This window comes from Bacteroides sp. NGMCC 1.200775, assembly GCF_040798045.1.
Lineage (GTDB): Bacteria > Bacteroidota > Bacteroidia > Bacteroidales > Bacteroidaceae > Bacteroides > Bacteroides hominis.
In genome coordinates, this window is record NZ_JASCQK010000001.1 from 1 (window position 1) to 19,614 (window position 19,614).

19 protein-coding genes are annotated in these 19,614 nt (G+C 36.7%); 18 read left to right on the forward strand and 1 reads right to left on the reverse strand.

Translation table 11 applies throughout. The features are described from left to right. From QK890_RS00005 to QK890_RS00090, 18 genes are all read left to right on the forward strand, one after another. The coding region (locus QK890_RS00005) for a DegT/DnrJ/EryC1/StrS family aminotransferase (protein WP_367627096.1) at positions 1 to 659 on the forward strand (659 nt) is incomplete at its 5' end. An 18-nt stretch (positions 660 to 677) separates the two neighbouring features. Further along, complete coding sequence (locus QK890_RS00010) at positions 678 to 1,862, forward strand: Gfo/Idh/MocA family protein (RefSeq protein ID WP_005788128.1); 1,185 nt, start codon at positions 678 to 680, stop codon at positions 1,860 to 1,862. 21 nt (positions 1,863 to 1,883) lie between these two features. Next, the gene (locus QK890_RS00015; protein WP_005788126.1) at positions 1,884 to 2,921 is read left to right on the forward strand and encodes a 3-deoxy-7-phosphoheptulonate synthase; all 1,038 of its coding nucleotides are present in this window, start codon (positions 1,884 to 1,886) and stop codon (positions 2,919 to 2,921) included. After that, positions 2,918 to 4,093, forward strand: a complete 1,176-nt coding sequence (locus QK890_RS00020) for an acetyl-CoA carboxylase biotin carboxylase subunit family protein (RefSeq protein WP_005808190.1) — start codon at positions 2,918 to 2,920, stop codon at positions 4,091 to 4,093. The genes QK890_RS00015 and QK890_RS00020 overlap by 4 nt, the downstream gene beginning before the upstream one ends. Then, positions 4,080 to 4,994 carry a glycosyltransferase gene (locus QK890_RS00025; RefSeq protein WP_234211168.1) on the forward strand — a complete coding sequence of 305 codons (915 nt, stop codon included), beginning with the start codon at positions 4,080 to 4,082 and terminating at the stop codon, positions 4,992 to 4,994. Before QK890_RS00020 ends, QK890_RS00025 begins: the two co-directional genes overlap by 14 nt. Positions 4,995 to 5,007: 13 nt before the next feature. Beyond that, positions 5,008 to 6,330, forward strand: coding sequence for a hypothetical protein (locus QK890_RS00030; protein WP_220576253.1), 1,323 nt, complete (start codon positions 5,008 to 5,010; stop codon positions 6,328 to 6,330). Then, entirely contained in the window at positions 6,296 to 7,111 is an 816-nt protein-coding gene (locus tag QK890_RS00035) for an alpha-1,2-fucosyltransferase (protein WP_005778161.1), read from the forward strand. The genes QK890_RS00030 and QK890_RS00035 overlap by 35 nt, the downstream gene beginning before the upstream one ends. Before the next feature lie 18 nt (positions 7,112 to 7,129). Continuing rightward, complete coding sequence (locus tag QK890_RS00040) at positions 7,130 to 8,185, forward strand: glycosyltransferase family 2 protein (RefSeq protein WP_220576254.1); 1,056 nt, start codon at positions 7,130 to 7,132, stop codon at positions 8,183 to 8,185. A gap of 11 nt (positions 8,186 to 8,196) precedes the next feature. Next, on the forward strand, positions 8,197 to 9,201 hold the full coding sequence (locus QK890_RS00045; RefSeq protein ID WP_005778132.1) for a glycosyltransferase family 2 protein: 1,005 nt from the start codon (positions 8,197 to 8,199) through the stop codon (positions 9,199 to 9,201). Further along, a complete protein-coding gene (locus QK890_RS00050; RefSeq protein WP_005778130.1) occupies positions 9,171 to 10,193 on the forward strand; it encodes a polysaccharide biosynthesis protein in 1,023 nt (340 codons plus the stop codon). Before QK890_RS00045 ends, QK890_RS00050 begins: the two co-directional genes overlap by 31 nt. Then, on the forward strand, positions 10,181 to 11,311 hold the full coding sequence (gene wecB / locus QK890_RS00055) for a non-hydrolyzing UDP-N-acetylglucosamine 2-epimerase (RefSeq protein ID WP_234191728.1): 1,131 nt from the start codon (positions 10,181 to 10,183) through the stop codon (positions 11,309 to 11,311). Before QK890_RS00050 ends, wecB begins: the two co-directional genes overlap by 13 nt. Before the next feature lie 19 nt (positions 11,312 to 11,330). Continuing rightward, positions 11,331 to 12,188, forward strand: coding sequence for an SDR family oxidoreductase (locus QK890_RS00060; RefSeq protein WP_220575652.1), 858 nt, complete (start codon positions 11,331 to 11,333; stop codon positions 12,186 to 12,188). An 11-nt stretch (positions 12,189 to 12,199) separates the two neighbouring features. Next, on the forward strand, positions 12,200 to 13,399 hold the full coding sequence (locus tag QK890_RS00065; RefSeq protein ID WP_032540021.1) for a glycosyltransferase family 4 protein: 1,200 nt from the start codon (positions 12,200 to 12,202) through the stop codon (positions 13,397 to 13,399). Positions 13,400 to 13,405: 6 nt separating this feature from the next. After that, the gene (locus QK890_RS00070; RefSeq protein WP_220575651.1) at positions 13,406 to 14,302 is read left to right on the forward strand and encodes an NAD(P)-dependent oxidoreductase; all 897 of its coding nucleotides are present in this window, start codon (positions 13,406 to 13,408) and stop codon (positions 14,300 to 14,302) included. A gap of 116 nt (positions 14,303 to 14,418) precedes the next feature. Continuing rightward, positions 14,419 to 15,372 (forward strand): glycosyltransferase family 4 protein, encoded by a 954-nt coding sequence (locus QK890_RS00075; protein WP_223126462.1) that lies wholly within the window; start codon positions 14,419 to 14,421, stop codon positions 15,370 to 15,372. A 150-nt stretch (positions 15,373 to 15,522) separates the two neighbouring features. Next, positions 15,523 to 17,985 (forward strand): phenylalanine--tRNA ligase subunit beta, encoded by a 2,463-nt coding sequence (gene pheT, locus QK890_RS00080; protein WP_367627097.1) that lies wholly within the window; start codon positions 15,523 to 15,525, stop codon positions 17,983 to 17,985. Between the two features lie 98 nt (positions 17,986 to 18,083). Further along, positions 18,084 to 18,821 (forward strand): YebC/PmpR family DNA-binding transcriptional regulator, encoded by a 738-nt coding sequence (locus tag QK890_RS00085; protein WP_005778114.1) that lies wholly within the window; start codon positions 18,084 to 18,086, stop codon positions 18,819 to 18,821. After that, a complete protein-coding gene (locus tag QK890_RS00090; protein ID WP_005778113.1) occupies positions 18,821 to 19,066 on the forward strand; it encodes a TIGR03905 family TSCPD domain-containing protein in 246 nt (81 codons plus the stop codon). Before QK890_RS00085 ends, QK890_RS00090 begins: the two co-directional genes overlap by 1 nt. A gap of 150 nt (positions 19,067 to 19,216) precedes the next feature. On the opposite strand, the gene QK890_RS00095 is transcribed toward QK890_RS00090, so the two are convergent. Next, the gene (locus tag QK890_RS00095; RefSeq protein WP_005778111.1) at positions 19,217 to 19,609 is read right to left on the reverse strand and encodes a hypothetical protein; all 393 of its coding nucleotides are present in this window, start codon (positions 19,607 to 19,609) and stop codon (positions 19,217 to 19,219) included. Between the last annotated feature and the right edge of the window lie 5 nt (positions 19,610 to 19,614).

Sequence of the window (19,614 nt, forward strand, 5' to 3'; positions counted from 1 at the left end):
ATGACGCTGCCCATGCATTTGGTGTAGAGGTAAACGGCAAGTCAATACTTGAATCCGGTGATATGTCCACTCTGAGTTTTCATGCTACGAAGGTCTATAATACGATTGAAGGTGGAGCTCTGGTCTGCCACGACGAACAGACCAAGAAACGTATTGATTATCTGAAGAATTTTGGCTTTGCCGGTGAAACGACGATCGTTGCCCCTGGTATTAATGGTAAGATGGATGAAGTCCGTTCCGCTTATGGACTATTGAATTTGAAACAAGTTGATTCCGCCATTGAGGCTCGTCATAAAGTTGCCGTTCAATATCGTGATGCTTTGAAAGATATCCCCGGTATCCGTTTCATGGAGGATATGCCTGGTGTCCGTCACAACTACTCTTATTTTCCTATTTTTATAAATGCTGAGGAATATGGTCTGACTCGTGATGAACTTTACTTCAAGTTGAAAGAGAATGACGTACTCGGCAGAAGGTATTTTTATCCGTTAATAAGTGAATTTTCCACTTATCGTGGACTGGAATCCGCACATCCGGATAATTTGCCCATTGCGAATAGGATAGCAAACAGTGTGATTTGTTTACCCATGCATCACAGTTTGACTTTTAGTGGACTTGATAGAATAACATCAGTAATTTTTGAAGGCAATAGGTCTTAAATTTATAAACTTGTATATATGAAAAATGAAATCTGTATAGGAATGGCTGGTGCAGGGCGTGCCACAGAGTTACATATAAATGCTTTAAAAAGGTTTACGGGTATTCCACTCCGATTTAAAATGATTGTGGCCCGACGCAAAGAGCAGTTGGAAGTTGCAAAAGCTATATATGGATTTGAAGAAACCTCCTATGATTTTGAGGACTTGTTGACTGATCCAGATATCGATGTGATAGATATTTGTACCCCGCCATATGTACATGAAGAAATGATTGAAAGAGCCATGTTGGCCGGGAAACATGTTATTTGTGAAAAACCTTTGACAGGCTATTTCGGCATGTCAGGAGATGAATATCCTATTGGGATCAATGTTTCTAAAAAAGTAATGTATTTACAACTTCTTGAGTCTATAAGAAGATTACGCCAGATTATTCGTAAATCAGGAAAGAAGTTTATGTATGCGGAAAATTTTGTATATGCACCAGCCGTATTAAAAGCTGCGGAGATTATTACAGCAAAGAAAAGTCGTATTTTATATGCAAAAGGTGAAGAAAGTCTTAAAGGTTCTAGTTCTCCAGTTGCGGGTGAATGGGATAAAACGGGCGGAGGTACTTTCATAAGGACAGGTTCACATCCTTTATCAGCTATTTTATGGTTAAAACAACAAGAAGCTAAAGCACATGGTATTGACATAAAGGTAAAAAGTGTCATAGCTGATATGGGACGTATTACCCCCAATTTATCTGATTACGAACATAGGCATATTGCGGCTAATCCTGTCGATGTTGAAGATTGTGGTACTGTAATTTTAAATTTTACTGATGATTCGCGGGCTGTCATTATAGCTACTGATACTTTGTTGGGAGGAAGTAAAAATTATGTAGAGTTATATTGTAATGACGCTGCCATAAATTGTACATTGACTATGTCAGATTTAATGAGTACTTATTTTCTAGATGAAGATAATTTAGATAATGTGTATATATCAGAGATGTTACCGTCCAAAATCGGTTGGAATAAGCCTTTTCTTGAAGATGAAATAATCAGAGGTTATACAGATGAAATGCGTGACTTTATGGAAGCTATTTTTTATGATAGAGATCCTAAGGCTGGATTCGATCTGGCATATGATACCATTAGAATAATTTATGCAGCATATATGTCAGCAGAAATGGGGTGTAAAGTAGAATTAGACACTATATAATTAATCATACAGAAGAATGTTATGGATTTCTTAAAAAAATTACCTACGCCTCAGGAGGTGATGTTGAAATATCCTTTAAATAAAGAATATTCAAAACGCAAAATTTTACGTGATAAAGAAATAAGGGATATTTTCGAAGGCAAATCGGATAAATTTATTTTGGTAATTGGTCCGTGTTCTGCCGATAGAGAAAATGTTGTACTTGATTATGCGAAGCGTTTGGCCAAACTTCAAGAAGAGGTTAAGGATACGATATTGATTATTCCTAGGATTTATACCAGTAAACCTAGAACAATAGGAGATGGTTATAAGGGTTTGTTGCATCAACCTTTTTTAGATCGCGAGGAGGATATTGTTGAAGGTTTATTAGCTGTTCGCAGGCTTCATAAAAAAGTTATAGAAGAAACCGGATTATTTGGTGCGGATGAAATGTTGTATCCGGAAGTTATCCGTTATGTATCAGACTTATTGTCCTATGTCGTGGTTGGGGCAAGATCTGTAGAAAATCAACAACATAGGTTGACTGCCAGTGGCTTAAATGTTCCAGTAGGAATGAAAAATCCTGTAAGTGGTGATATCTCTGTAATGTTGAATTCTATTGTAACAGCCCAACATCCTCACCATTTTATATATAATGGCTGGGAGGTTATTTCACATGGGAATGTATGTACACATGCTGTTTTACGTGGCTTTTTAGATGTGAATGGAAAGGCTAATACAAATTATCATTATGATGATTTAATTCGTATTTATGATTTGTACCAACAAAGAAACCTAGAAAATATTGCTTTTATAATAGACTGTAACCATAGTAATTCAAATAAGGATTTTTTAGAGCAAATAAATGTTGCTAAAGATGTTTTACTTTCTATGAAACGTGACTCCAGATTATTGTCTTCGGTAAAAGGCTTGATGATTGAAAGTTATATTGAAGATGGATGCCAACCGGTTGGAGGAAATGTGTATGGACAGTCTATTACAGATCCATGTCTGGGTTGGGAAAAAACAGAAACTTTAGTTTTAGAGTTATTCAATGAATTGAAACAGTTTACGAAATGAAAAAGGTACTTATTTTAAATACAAGCCATAATGACTTAAGGTTGATTTTGGCATTAAAAGAAATGGGCTTTTATGTAGTGTCAATTGGCAATCGTCCAGGTTTAGTTGGTGAAAAGTATGTAAATCAATATATCCAGATGGATTACTCTTGTAAGGAGGAAGTATTAGCTCTCTCTCGGAAATTAAACATAGATGCCATTTGTGCTTGTTGTAATGATATAGGGGTGATTACAGCTGCTTATGTTGCGGAAGAAATGGGACTTCCCGGTCATGATAGTTATGAAAACACTTTAATCATGCATCATAAAGATCGTTTTAAGAAATTTGCTAGAGAATACGGTATAACAACCCCTCAATCAGAATATTTCTTTGAGGAAGAGGATGCGGTGAAGTGGCTTGATAAGGCTGAATATCCGATTATAGTGAAACCTACAGATTTAAGTGCAGGTAGAGGAGTAGCGAAAGCCGATTGCTATGAAGAAGCTAAAAGTGCAATAAGAAATGCTTTCGAACACTCGAGAATTAAACATATTGTTATTGAACCTTATATTGATGGTTCACAACACGCATGTTGTACTTTCATTCTTAATAAGAAGGTTGTAGCCTATTGTACGAATAATGAATATTCTTTTGTGAATCCTTATCGTGTGGAAATAGATACTTATCCGGCTGATAATTTTGATTGTGTCAGAGATCATTTAATAAATGAAGCGGAAAAGATGGTTAATATTTTGGGGTTAAAAGATGGAATACTATCAATGCAATATAGAATTAAAGATGGTAAACCATATATCATTGAGGCTATGAGGCGCATCCTTGGTAACCTGTATATGATTCCTGCTGAGAAATTGACAGGAATAAATTGGGACTATTGGGAGGCAAGAACACATTGTGGTCTTGATTGTAGTCATTTCCCTGTAGATATCCAGCAACATGGGTTTTGGGCCTATAGAACTATCATGGGAACTCAAAATGGTGTGGTGAAAAGCTTGGTCGTGCCTGATGATTTGAGAAAGTATATATTTGATGAATGTATCCTTTGGAGATCTGGAGATTATATTAAGGATTATATGTCGGAACCATTGGCTTTCTTATTTTTTAAGTTTGATTCAAAGGAGGAGATGAATCATGTAATGCTTGATCAATATAATCGAATATATGCAGAATATTGATACTCCCCCTTTAGTAAGCATTTTCTGTATAACTTATAACCATTCATCTTACATCCGGCAATGTTTAGATGGCTTTTTAATACAGAAAACGAATTTTCCTTTTGAGGTTTTAATTCATGATGACGCCTCTACTGATGATACAGCCGGAATAATTAAAGAATACGAGGCTAAATATCCTGATATAATTAAGCCCATTTATCAGGTTGAAAATCAGTATTCCAAAGGATTGGATATAAACATTGTATACAATCTGCCTCGGGCAAGGGGGAAATATATAGCAATGTGTGAAGGAGATGATTATTGGATAGATCCGTTAAAGTTGCAAAAACAGGTAGATTTCTTAGAAAGTCATACGGACTATTCTATGTGTTTCCATAGTGTTTGGAAATTAGAGAATGGAAATACAAGTCGTTTTGTTAATATAGCTAAATCAGAAATATCTGCATGGGATATTATAAATAATTGGCTTGTACCTACTTGTAGCGTTCTTTATAGGAAAATAAGTTTAGATTGGGTGCTTTGTAATAAAATAGGTGGCTTTTGTGGTGATTTTAATATATTTATAAATTTGTCACAACACGGTCGTATTCATTATATCAGTGATATGATGGGAGTTTATAGAATACATAGTCAAGGTGTTACTATGACCCATCTAAATTCCATAAAGAGTCAAAAGGCTATGCTTAATCAAATTAATAGAATGTCATTTTATTATCCTAAAATAAGAAAAGATTTAATTTATCAATATGTATCTGCATCTGTGAGTTATGCCTCGTGTGCTATAAAAAGAGGTAACTTTACGCTTTTTATTTATTTCCTTTATAAAGCATTTACTAAAGATTTGATTAAAACAAACATTAATATATTTTCTCGAACAAAACAGAAATTTGTGAAAAAATAAATTTCTAATTATTATGAGTTTTAGATTGTTTGTTCTCTTTTGTGGAATTATAGGGATTTATCTATTACTTTTTTCATTGCATAAAAGTAATAGAGTACCTATATTTTTTACCTTAGTCCTTTTGGTTTCCTTTACATTATGGTATACATTACCTATACTCTTAAGCAATTGTGATTATTGGTATTTTTTTGAATCAATGGTAGGGATAGAAATTGAAGAGTATAATTTGTTTGCAATAGGTGAAGTTTATTTTTATTTATTAATTTTGTTATTGTTTAGATTTTCTTTAAAGTGGAAATTGAAATCAATTTTAACGTTTGAAGAGGCTTCAAACGTTAAAGTACAAGAGAATATCTTGATTATATATTCATTGTCATTATTTCTATATAATTTGTTTTTTCGATCAAACTATCTAGAAAATAATGATATTGATACGGTGGAAAATGGTACTTTTTTTCTCTTATCGTTCTTTTCAACTTATATATCTTCATATTTTTATGTTAATATATTTTGTGGTAGTCATAATAAGAAGAATCGCTTTTTTCTTTTCTTTATCATATTATCTACTTTATACTCATCATTTATTGGTGGTGCGAGAATATATTTAGTGATTTTCATATGGCTTTATATTATAAAAAAATGGCATTATATACAACGTGGGAGATATTTATCTTTTTTTTCGCCTTTGGTTATTCTTTTACTATGTGCTTCGCTTCTTTTGCCATTTTTATCAGCTAAGAGATCAGGTTCCCAATTGGACTCGTCTGATATGAAATCAATTGCAGAATTGACATTATATCATTTGAATCTCAAATTGAATAGTATAGCATATAGTACAACTCTTATTACGAGAGATGGTGAAGGATTTGCTGGGTATGAGCCTTATGTTGGAAGCCTTTTTAAATATATGCCTCGGGCTATTTGGAATGCGAAGCCAACTCCAACTAGTTATAATGGTACTGTTGCTGGTACACCATCTCGAAGAATACCTGAATTGTTGAACTTGGGAAATTCTGAGTACGCAAATGTCGGTACCTCTGCCTTTTTAGTTTCCTTGTGGCAGGGGTGGATGTTTGTTATTATTTCGATATTCATTAACTTTTTATATTTGAGAATCATTTTAACTTTTCTTGTCCACCCTTCTTACTGGTTAAAAGCTATTGGCTTTAATTTATTATTTTTTCCTCAATTAATTCTAACTCCAAGTTTTGGCGATAATTTGATGCAGAAAATGTTAGAAATATTAATATTGCTAATTTTTCTCTATTTGTTAAAAATTATATGTGTAAAAATAAATGCAAATGAAAATTGTAACTTTTCAAGGAGGATTAGGTAATCAACTTTTTCAATATGTGTTTTATCTTTGGTTAGATATGCGTTGTGATAAAGATAATATTTATGGTTATTACCCTAAAAAGGGATTAAGAGCCCACAATGGACTTGAAATAGAGAAGGTCTTTGAGGTAAAGCTACCAAATTCATCTTTGAGTACAGATTTAATTGTAAAATCTATTAAGCTAATAAATAAGATTTTTAAAAACAGACAATATATATCAACAGATGGGCGTCTGGATGTCAATGGTGTATTATTTGAGGGGTTTTGGCAGGATAAATGTTTTTGGGAGGATGTTGATATTGTATTGAATTTTAGATGGCCATTGAAATTAGATGTTACAAATTCTTTTATAATGACTAAGATTCAGGCAAATAATTCTATTAGTATACATATAAGACGCGGTGATTATCTTCTTCCAAAATATAGAAATATATACGGCGATATTTGTAATGAGGAATATTATCAGAAAGCTATAGAGTATATATTGAAATGTGTTGATGAGCCATTCTTTTTTGTGTTTTCAGATGATATAGATTGGGCAAAAAGTATAATAAATGTGCCTAATGTAACTTTTGTGAATAATAACAAGGGAAAAGATAGTTATATAGATATGTTTTTGATGAGCCTATGTCATCATAATATAATTGCTAATAGTACTTTTAGTTGGTGGGCTGCTCAACTAAATAAACATTCTGATAAAATAATGATTGCTCCGATTAGATGGTTTAAGTCTTTGTTTAAAGATCCTAACATATTTACAGAGAGTTGGATTCGAATTTGATAATTTTATGTTGTTATAATGGATATTAGTAAAATTAAAGTAAGTGTTATTATTCCGTGTTATAATGCTGCAGAGTATTTGTCAGAGGCATTAGACTCCATAATTGTTCAAACGCATAGGAATATAGAAATAATATGTGTGGATGATGGTTCGATAGATAATACTTCGGTGCTGTTATCAAATTATGCTACTCAATATAATAATGTGAGGGTCGTCACAAATGAATGTAATTTGAAGCTTATAAAAACTCTTAATAAAGCTATTGATTTGGCGACTGGAGATTATATTGCTAGAATGGATGCTGATGATGTTGCTTTACCTAATCGTATTGAACATCAACTCAAATTTATTCTAGAAAAAGATTTGGATATCTGTGGGAGTCAAGTTTATTTGATGAATTCTAAAGGTAGGATAAAAGGAATACATTCTATAGGGTTAACCAATTCTACAATATTAAGTTTGTATACAATTTTCGGTTCTTTTTTAGTGCATCCGTCAGTGATGGGAAAAGCCAGCGTTTTCAAGAATAATAAATATAAAGATGATAAAACTGCATTAGTAGTCGAAGATTATGAATTATGGTGTAGGCTTATAAGAAATAGGTATAAGTTGGGTGTAATACCAATCCCCTTATTAAAATATCGACTAACTAGAAATGGCGAAAGTCGAATTAAAAGAGATTTGATGTTATATAACCATTTGTTCATATCACAGCAACAACAATTGTTTTTCTTTGGATTTACAATGAATGAGGAAGTAAATAGATTATTTATAGGTGATTATTCGGTATTAACTACATGTGGAATGAATATATTTTCTCTTATAAAAGAGAATCTTAAAGCAATAACAACTAAGGTTGCTGAAATAGTGACAAAGAATGAAATAGCTAAGCAAGAATTTAATAATATGATAAGAATGAAACAGTTGACAATTTTTTGGATAATCTTTTGTAAAGGTGATATAAAGCTAAAAATATTATCTATTGTATTCTTACTAGCTAATTGTTCGTTTTTATTAAGTCCTTATTTTATGCGGTTGATGATATTGAAAAATAGATATATTTTTTGTTCTTAATTAGGATGCTAATGTATAAAGTTTCTATTGTAATTCCTGTATATAATGTTGAATTATATATAAAGGAAACATTGCTGTCAGCATTAGATCAGACATTCAAATCTATAGAATATATAATAGTTGATGATTGCGGACAGGATAATAGTATGAATATTATTAGAGAAATTCTAAAAGATCATCCACGCAAGAAAGATGTATATATTTATACTCATTTAAAGAATAAGGGCCTTTCTGTTGCAAGAAATACTGGTTTGCAAAAAGCTAGGGGAGAGTATGTCTTTTTTATGGATTCGGATGATGAGATAACGCAAGATTGTATTGAAAAACATTATGATAGAATTGTTAACGTAGATGCTGATTTTACGATTGCAAATATAAAATTAGTTGGTGTAGATGCTTCTGTACATATCCCTACTCTACAAATGGGAGAAAAGAGAGGTCAAGAAATTTTGAGATCTTTTTTAATGCGTGAGTGGAATGTTAGTGCATGTAATAAATTATACAAGAGAATTTTTTTAGAATTGAGTGATGTTAAGTTTACTCCAAATCTGTTACATGAAGATATTATTTGGTCATATCGTTTATCTAAAATAGCTTCAAGGGTTGTAGCTATTTCTGATAGTACGTACATCTACAAAATTCGAGAGAATTCGATTACTAGATCATTAAACTCTAATTCTAAAATAGAATCTTTATTTTATATTTTAAATATTATTTCTAAGGATTATAATGATGTCTTTGCTGCTACTAATATTGTAAAAGAATATTTTGGATATTTGACAATCCTAAGATTTAACATTGCATTAATGTTATTGAATTCTCCTGTCTCATTACTTAGAAGGTGTGAGTTTTATAGAGCTTTGAATACTGACTATTTAAGATCTTTGGAGAAAAAAAGTGTTTTTGCTTTTTTATTAAGATTTCCTTTTGGACTTTTTTTTCTTTTATTAAAGATACCATATTTTATATATAAGAATAAACAATTATGTCGCTTTTTAAAGATAAAGTTCTTTTAATTACTGGTGGAACAGGTTCTTTCGGTAATGCCGTATTGAAAAGATTTTTGGATTCCGATATCAAAGAGATACGTATCTTTTCCCGTGATGAAAAGAAGCAAGACGATATGCGCCATCACCTTCAAAATAAGAAGGTGAAATTCTACATTGGTGATGTGCGTGATAAACGTTCTGTGGATGGAGTGATGAATGGGGTGGACTATATTTTCCATGCCGCTGCACTGAAACAGGTTCCCTCTTGTGAGTTTTTCCCTGTTCAAGCTGTCCGGACAAACGTATTAGGTACTGAGAATGTGCTTGATTCAGCCATTGAGCATGGAGTCAAGAATGTAGTTGTGCTCTCGACGGATAAGGCTTGTTATCCTATCAATGCCATGGGGATCAGTAAGGCCATGATGGAAAAGGTCGCTATTGCTAAAGGACGTCAAATGGGAGAGGGTGGTCAAACTACTATCTGCTGTACCCGTTATGGCAATGTGATGGCAAGCCGCGGATCAGTGATCCCTTTGTGGGTGGAGCAAATGAAGGCCGGTAAGGATATCACAATAACCGATCCGAACATGACCCGTTTTATGATGACACTGGATGATGCGGTTGATCTGGTGATTTATGCTTTTCAGCACGGGCATAATGGCGACTTGTTTGTCCAAAAAGCACCTGCAGCTACTCTTGATACGCTAGCCCGTTCTTTAAAGGAACTTTACAAAAAGGATACCCCCGTACGTGTTATCGGTACACGCCATGGTGAGAAACTTTATGAATCATTAGTGACTCGTGAGGAAATGGCCAAGGCGGAAGATATGGGTAATTATTATCGGATACCTTGTGATGCCCGTGATCTTAATTATGATAAATATTTTGTGGAAGGCCAAGAGAAGGTCTCTAAATTCGAGGACTACCATTCACATAATACCCATCGTTTGGATGTGGACGGTATGAAACAGTTGTTATTGAAACTTGATATGATAAAGGAGGATGTATGCTTAAAGTAATGACGATTGTCGGAACTCGTCCTGAGATCATAAAGTTGAGCCGTGTGATGGCTGAGTTGGACAAATACACTGAACATATTATGGTCCATACCGGTCAGAATTTCGATTATGAACTGAATGAAATCTTTTTTCAGGAACTTCGCATCCGTAAGCCGGACTATTTTCTGGATGCTGCCGGAAAGAATGCTGCAGAGACGATAGCCAATGTAATCCGTAAATCGGATGAATTGATGGATCAAGTGAAACCGGATGCTTTATTGTTGTATGGTGATACTAATAGCTGTATTTCCGTGATTTCCGCAAAACGGCGTAAGATTCCTATTTTTCATATGGAGGCTGGTAACCGCTGTTTTGACCAGCGTGTTCCTGAAGAGATCAATCGTAAGATTGTGGATCATTTGAGTGATATCAATATGCCTCTTTCAGAGCATGCACGTAAATACTTGCTGGCTGAAGGGTTACGTCCGGAGACCGTGATCAAAACCGGATCGCCAATGACAGAGGTTTTGATCTATCATAAGGCGGAAATAGAAGAGAATGATGTTTTAGAAAAAGAGGGGTTGAAAAAAGGTGATTACTTTATTGTAAGTACGCATCGTGAGGAAAATGTGGATTCCGAGAAGAACTTTTCCGATCTGCTTTCTTCTCTGAACGCCATTGTGGACAGGTATCATAAAAAGGTGATTGTTTCCACTCATCCCCGTACCCGCAAAAAGTTGGAATCTATAGGCTTTATTAATTCCAATCCGATGATTGAGTTTATGAAACCTTTTGGCTTCATGGAGTATATCAAACTTCAACAGAATGCTTTTTGTGTTATTTCTGACAGTGGTACGATCACGGAGGAATCTTCTATTCTTCATTTTCCGGCTATAACTATCCGTCAGGCACACGAGCGACCTGAAGGTATGGATGCAGGGACGCTGATCATGACCGGATTGAATAGTGACCGTATTCTGGAGTCTATCGAAATTGTAACTTCCCAGTATGCAGAAGGTGCAGACGTAATTCACTCTATTCCTGATTATGCTTCGGATAATGTATCTAAAAAAGTAGTCCGTATCATTCTTTCCTATACAGATTATATCAACCGTACGGTTTGGCATAAAGAAATCTAGTTCCTGTTTTTCATTTTTTATGGTTAAAAAGAAGATTCTGTTGTTCGGCGCCACAGGTATGGCCGGGCATATGGCTTATTATTATCTGCAATGTACGGGGAAATACGATCTTGTGAATGTAGTTTATCGTACCCAATTGACTGATGATAGTATCGTTGTGGATGTGACGGATGGGGATGCTGTCAGTCGGCTCGTTCGTGAAGTCCGTCCCGATTTTATCCTGAATTGTATTGGCGTATTGATAAGAGGTTCCAGAGAACATCCGGACAATGCTATTCTGATAAATGCATGGTTCCCCCATTTGCTCAAGAAACTGTCGGATGAAGTGGGAGTAAAGTTGATTCATATCAGTACGGATTGTGTTTTCTCCGGTAAAAAAGGCAACTATTCAGAAACTGATTTCCGGGATGCTGACGATGTTTATGGTCGTAGCAAAGCACTCGGTGAGATAATCAATGACAAAGATCTGACAATCCGTACTTCTATCATAGGTCCTGAATTGAAGGAGAATGGCGAAGGCTTGTTTCATTGGTTTATGCATCAGCATGGTTGTGTGAATGGTTTCCAGACTGCTATTTGGGGAGGTGTGACCACTCTGGAATTGGCGAAAGCCATTGATGTGTCCATCGATCAGGGAGTAACCGGTTTGATACAACTGAGTAATGGCCTTGGTATAAGTAAATATGATTTGTTACATCTGTTTTCCCGTATATGGCACAAACAAGATGTTGAGATCCTGCCATTTGATGGAAATGGAATAGACAAGTCGATCGCAAAGTCCGCAAGATTTAGTTATGTTGTACCCGGATATGAAGAGATGCTTCGGGAACAATATGATTGGATGCAGGAAAATGAATCATTGTATTCATTTTATTAAATACTTTCATAATGAAGAGAATTTGGATTGCTTCTGAGTATTATTATCCGATTGTTACTTCTACAGGGTATTATATGACAGAAATAGCTGAGTATTTGGCGAAGAGTGGAATGGAGGTCCATGTGATCTGTACGGATGCCAGATATAATGAAACAGACGAATATAAATCACTTAAATTAGAGAAACATAATGGTGTCATCATTCATCGTGTATTAAGTGGGAATATCGATAAAAACAATTTTGCAAAGCGAACATTCCGGTTATTGAACTCGAGTATCCGACTTTGGTTTAAGATTTTGAAAAATGTGAAGCGAGGCGATAAATTGCTCGTCGTTACTAATCCCGCTTTTCTTTTGTTATTTGTTCCTTGGATAAAACGGATTAAAAAGATTCAGTATTACCTGCTTGTTCATGATATTTTTCCGGAAAATTTGGTTGCTATCGGTAAGATGAACTCTTCTTCCCGGCTGTATCATAGCTTGAAATTTTTCTTTGATCGAGCGTATTCTCAAGCAGATGTTTGTATTTCTATTGGTCGGGATATGGCCCGGGTGATTCGTTCTAAGGTCCATAAAGACATGAAAATAGCCTTAATATCTAATTGGGCGGATAATAAGGAGGTTTTTCCTTTAGACAAAAAGGAGACATGTATGTATGCCGAATTAGCTTGTCGGGATAAGTTTATTTTTCAATTTGCCGGTAATTTGGGGCATGCCCAAGGATTAGATAATATATTGAGCGCCATTTCCTTAGTTGAAAATCCCAATCTTCATTTTGTATTCATTGGTGGAGGAGCCAAGTATGAAACAATCAAGAAATTTGCCTCTGTTAGGAATAACGTAACATTGTCAGGATTTCAACCCCGTTCTATGCAGAATGATTTTTTAAACGCTTGTGATGTGTCTATTGTAACTTTGAGTGACGGTATGTATGGTCTTGGGGTACCTTCAAAATCTTACAATATTATGGCAGCCGGAAAACCTATCTTAATGGTGGGAGAAGCGGATTCGGAAATTGCTTTGTGTATCAAAGAATTTAACCTGGGTTGGATTGTAGAACCAAATAACCCATCTGCATTGAAAGATATGTTTGAGTCGGTTTATGAATCTCGTGACCAATTATCCTCTTTCCGGAGTAATGCCAGATGTGTGGCTGATACAGTGTTTGCAAAGGAAATTATATTAGATAAATATTATCAGTTATTTGATTAAAGATTAATGAAACTCTTATTTACCGGTGCCTCCGGATTTTTGGGAAGAAACATCTATCAGCTTTTGGAAAAGACGTATGTAATCAAAACGGTTGGACTTACTCCCCAAGATGATTATAAGATAGATATAGCTCGGAATATTCCTGTCTTTACAGAGGTATTTGATATTGTGCTGCATGCTGCAGGTAAAGCGCATTCTACTCCTAAAACAGAAGAGGAGAAACAGGCCTTTTTTGATGTAAATTTACAAGGTACTAAGAATTTGTGTACCGCTTTGGAACAAAGTGGTATTCCTAAAGCTTTCATTTTTATTAGTACCGTTGCTGTTTATGGTTGTGATTCGGGTGAGAATATCACGGAAGAGCATCCTTTAAATGGAACGACTCCTTATGCTTTGAGTAAGATTAAGGCTGAGAAATACCTGGAAGGATGGTGTGCTATGTATAATGTAAAGTTAAGTATACTCCGTCCTTCATTGATTGCCGGACCTAATCCTCCGGGAAATTTAGGAGCGATGATTCATGGGATTAAAACTAATAAGTATCTGAGTATTGCAGGAGGAAAAGCAAGAAAGAGTGTTCTGATGGTTCAGGATATTGCAAATCTTCTTCCTATGTTAATAGAAAAGGGTGGAATATATAATGTTTGTGACAGTTACCAGCCGAGTTTTCGTGAGTTGGAGATGGTGATATGTAAGCAATTGAATAAAAAAACACCAATATCTATTCCTTATTGGTTGGCTAAAAGTATGGCTGTAATGGGCGACTGTCTGGGAGCAAAAGCTCCGATTAATTCTTTGAAACTTCGCAAAATCACAAGCTCTTTGACCTTTAGTAATGAAAAGGCAGTACGAGAACTTGGATGGAAACCTATGAATGTTTTAGAGAATTTTCGAATAGAATAGAAGAAAGTGTGGTGGATATTCTTCTTTCGATAATAGGGCTTTTGATCGGATTGGCAGCTTTAGTCTTTTTAGGGCTTCAGTTTTGGTTTCATTTAATAGACAAGAATGAATAATTTATGTATTATTTGATGATTTTAGTTCTGCTATTCTTAGTAGAACTTCTTTATTTTCGTATCGCTGATAAATGTAACATTATCGATAAACCTAACGAGCGTAGTTCGCACACCCGGATCACGCTGCGGGGTGGGGGAATTATCTTTTATTTGGGGGCGTTGGTTTATTTTCTGACAAACCATTTTGAATATCCCTGGTTCATATTGGCCTTGACCTTGATTACTTTTATCAGTTTTGTGGATGATATCCGTTCTACCTCACAAGGATTGCGTTTAGTCTTTCATTTTACGGCAATGGCTTTAATGTTCTATCAATGGGGATTGTTCAGTTTGCCTTGGTGGACGGTCTTTGTTGCCCTGATTGTTTGTACGGGAATTATTAATGCTTATAACTTTATGGACGGGATTAATGGCATAACAGGAGGTTATTCTTTAATTGTATTACTTGCTTTAGCCTTTGTCAATATGCAAATGGTTCATTTTGTGGAAGGGTATCTTATATACACTATGCTTTGTGCGGTATTGGTATTTAATTTGTTCAATTTTCGCAAGAAAGCAAAATGCTTTGCCGGAGATGTCGGATCGGTCAGTATTGCTTTCGTTGTTCTTTTTTTGATAGGCAAATTAATAATCCGGACAGGGGATTTTAGTTGGATCGTTTTGCTTGCGGTGTATGGAGTAGACAGTGTACTGACTATTATCCATCGGCTTATGTTACATGAAAATATTGGTTTGCCGCATCGCAAGCATCTATACCAGTTGATGGCAAATGAATTGAAAATTCCACATGTGGTGGTTTCATTGATTTATATGATGTCACAAGCTGTAGTTATAGTTGGCTATCTGTTAATTCCCGGCAATGGTTATTGCTATTTGATGGGAGCAATCATCGTATTAAGTGTAGTGTATGTCTTGTTTATGAAGAAATATTTCCACCTGCATCAGATGACAGAATGATGCTTCGGTGGCAAGTCTGATGAAAAAAGCCTCCCGGCCATCCTTTTTTAAAGGTGACCGGGAGTTTTTTTATAAGCATTCATTCCCTGTCAACCAAAAAATCTTATTAACTTTGCGGGTCACTTTTGAAAACATAAAAAACTTAATGATATGAATATCTCTTATAATTGGCTGAAAGAGTATGTCAATTTCGATCTGACGCCCGATGAAGTGGCGGCTGCGCTGACTTCTATCGGACTGGAAACAGGTGGAGTGGAAGAAGTTCAAACGATTAAAGGCGGACTGGAAGGCCTCGTGATTGGCGAAGTGCTGACTTGCGTTGAACATCCGAATTCAGACCATTTACACATCACAACCGTAAATTTGGGTAACGGCGAACCTACTCAGATTGTGTGCGGAGCACCTAATGTCGCTGCCGGACAAAAAGTAGTTGTTGCCACTCTGGGCACGAAGCTTTATGATGGTGACGAATGTTTTACGATCAAGAAGTCGAAGATTCGTGGTGTAGAGTCTATTGGTATGATTTGTGCTGAGGACGAAATTGGTATCGGAACATCACATGACGGCATCATTGTATTGCCGGAAGACGCAGTGCCGGGAACACTTGCCAAAGATTATTATAATGTAAAGAGCGACTATGTACTTGAAGTAGATATTACTCCGAACCGTGCGGATGCTTGTTCACACTATGGAGTGGCGCGTGACTTGTATGCTTATCTGATACAGAATGGTAAACAAGCTGTATTAACCAATCCGTCTGTCGATGCTTTTGCTGTCGAAAATCATGATCTGGATATCAAGGTAACTGTGGAAAACAGTGAAGCATGTCCTCGTTATGCAGGCGTTACCGTGAAGGGCGTTACAGTAAAAGAGAGCCCGGAATGGTTGCAGAATAAGTTACGTATCATCGGATTGCGGCCTATTAATAATGTAGTGGATATTACTAACTACATTGTTCATGCTTTCGGACAGCCGCTTCACTGCTTTGATGCAGACAAAATAAAAGGTGGCGAAGTGATTGTGAAAACAATGCCGGAGGGTACACCGTTTGTTACACTGGACGGAGTAGAACGTAAGCTGAATGAACGTGACCTGATGATTTGCAACAAAGAAGATGCCATGTGTATTGCAGGTGTTTTCGGAGGTCTTGATTCCGGTTCTACAGAGGCCACAACGGATGTGTTTATCGAAAGTGCTTATTTTCATCCGACATGGGTACGTAAGACTGCCCGTCGCCATGGTCTGAATACAGATGCTTCTTTCCGTTTCGAAAGAGGTATCGATCCGAATATCACTATCTACTGTCTGAAACTGGCAGCCATGATGGTGAAAGAACTCGCCGGAGGTACCATTTCTTCGGAGATTAAAGATATCTGTGCTGCTCCTGCACAGGATTTTATTGTCGAGTTGACTTACGAAAAGGTACACAGCCTGATTGGTAAAGTGATTCCGGTAGAGACGATTAAGAGCATTGTTGCCAGTCTTGAAATGAAAATCATGAACGAGACAGCCGAAGGACTGACATTGGCAATACCTCCTTATCGGGTAGATGTACAGCGTGATTGTGATGTAATCGAAGATATCCTGCGTATCTACGGATACAATAATGTGGAAATTCCATCGACTTTGAAGTCGAGTCTGACTACTAAAGGGGATTGTGACAAGTCGAATAAGTTACAGAATCTGGTAGCCGAACAACTGGTTGGTTGCGGTTTCAACGAAATACTGAATAACTCTTTGACTCGGGCAGCCTATTACGATGGTATGGAAACTTATGCTGCCAAGAATCTGGTGATGCTGTTGAATCCTTTGAGTGCAGACTTGAATTGCATGCGTCAGACATTGTTGTTCGGTGGCTTGGAAAGCATTGCTCACAATGCAAATCGTAAGAATGCCGACTTGAAATTCTTTGAATTCGGTAATTGTTACCATTTTGATGCAGAAAAGAAGAATCCGGAAAAGGTATTGGCTCCTTATTCAGAAGACTACCATTTGGGCTTGTGGGTAACCGGTAAGATGGTATCAAACTCTTGGGCACATGCAGATGAAAACAGTTCTGTGTATGAACTGAGAGCCTACGTAGAGAATATTCTCAAACGTTTGGGACTGGAATTGCATACACTGGTGGTGGGTAACCTGAGTGACGATATTTATTCTACAGCCTTGACTGTGAACACCAAAGGTGGCAAGAGACTGGCTACGTTCGGTGTAATTACCAGGAAACTGCTGAAAGCTTTTGATATCGATAATGAAGTTTATTATGCAGACCTGAACTGGAAAGAGTTGATGAAAGCCATCCGTTCAGTGAAAGTAAGCTATAAAGAGATCTCTAAGTTCCCGGCCGTAAAACGTGACCTTGCTCTGTTGCTGGACAAGAAAGTACAGTTTGCCGAGATCGAGAAGATAGCTTATGAAACGGAGAAAAAGCTTCTGAAAGAAGTTTCTTTATTCGATGTTTATGAAGGCAAGAATCTTGAAGCCGGTAAGAAATCGTATGCTGTCAGCTTCCTGCTTCAGGACGAGAGTCAGACTCTGAACGATAAAATGATTGATAAAATCATGTCGAAACTGGTGAAGAACCTTGAAGATAAACTGGGAGCAAAGCTCAGATAATACGGAACATAAAAATAACAATTAAATAATTAATAAAACTCACGCTCGCTTCTTCTATCGGGATAGGGGAGGCGGGGTGAGGCAAATATTTTAAACCAATGGGAAGAGCGTTCGAATATAGAAAAGCTACCAAGCTGAAAAGATGGGGCAACATGGCCCGTACATTTACGAGAATCGGTAAACAAATTGCTATCGCTGTAAAAGCCGGTGGTCCCGATCCTGAAAACAACCCGCATCTGCGTGCAGTAGTTGCCACTGCCAAACGTGAGAATATGCCGAAGGATAACGTGGAACGCGCTATCAAGAATGCAATGGGCAAGGACCAGAAGGACTACAAAGAGATGAATTATGAAGGTTACGGTCCGTTTGGTATTGCAGTATTTGTAGAAACTGCTACAGACAATACGACCCGTACTGTGGCTAATGTTCGCAGTGTCTTCAATAAGTTTGGCGGAACATTGGGTACTTCGGGTAGCCTTGATTTTATGTTCAGCTGGAAGTCAATGTTCACTATCACAAAGAAAGAAGGTGTGGACATGGATGATCTGATTCTGGAACTGATTGATTACGGAGTAGAAGAAGAATATGATGAAGATGGTGATGAAATCACACTTTACGGTGATCCGAAGTCATTTGCCCAGATTCAGAAATATCTTGAAGAGAATGGTTTCGAAGTGAAGGGTGCTGAGTTTACCCGTATTCCGAATGATGAAAAGGATCTGACTCCGGAACAACGTGCCACGATCGATAAGATGGTAGAGCGTCTGGAAGAGGATGAAGATGTACAGAATGTGTACACAAACATGAAACCTGCTGAGGACGAAGGCGAAGAATAATGAAATACGTTTATAAAACCAAGGGCACTTGCAGCACGAACATTGAATTGGATGTTGAGAATGGCATCGTGAAGGAAATTGCTTTTTGGGGTGGATGTAACGGCAACTTGCAGGGCATTTCACGTTTGGTGACGGGAATGCCTGTGTCAGAGGTGATCACGAGACTTGAAGGGGTCCGTTGCGGGACTCGTTCTACTTCATGTCCCGACCAACTATGCCGTGCTTTGCACGAGATGGGTTTCTAAAAAACAAAGTCTGTATTCGGGGTAAACAGAGCCTTTGTCAACTACGAACGTAGCTTCTGTTTGCACCATTTAAAGGCTCTATTTAAAAATAAGGGAGGCGATGAACTGTCAGTTCATCGCCTCCCTTATTTTTAAATAGAATACAGCTTCTTATTTATACATCTCGGGAGTAACTGTTACCTGCATCAGCTCTTCTTGCGTTTTACCTGACAGATAAATATATTTAATCGTCACATCTGATTCTCTGTACACTTTCATCTCTTCAGTGTTCTTTATAGTTTCCGGGAGCGTTTCTTCAAGTGATTTCTTTAATTGTTCCGACATGGTAGGATCGTCAGCCTGTCCGCTCAGGGTATAGAAATAGGTAAATGTATTGTCTTTGCCCGAATAAGTGGTACTGTCCATTCTTGTCATTTCATCTACAGTGATAGGGCACTGTTTGTTTACTTGTTCAGAAGCCAGTTCGAAAACCTTTTGTTTAGCTTGTTGGCAAGAAGCCAGCGTGAAAAGAACAGCGCAAGCTCCGAGAATGATTTTTTTCATTTGCT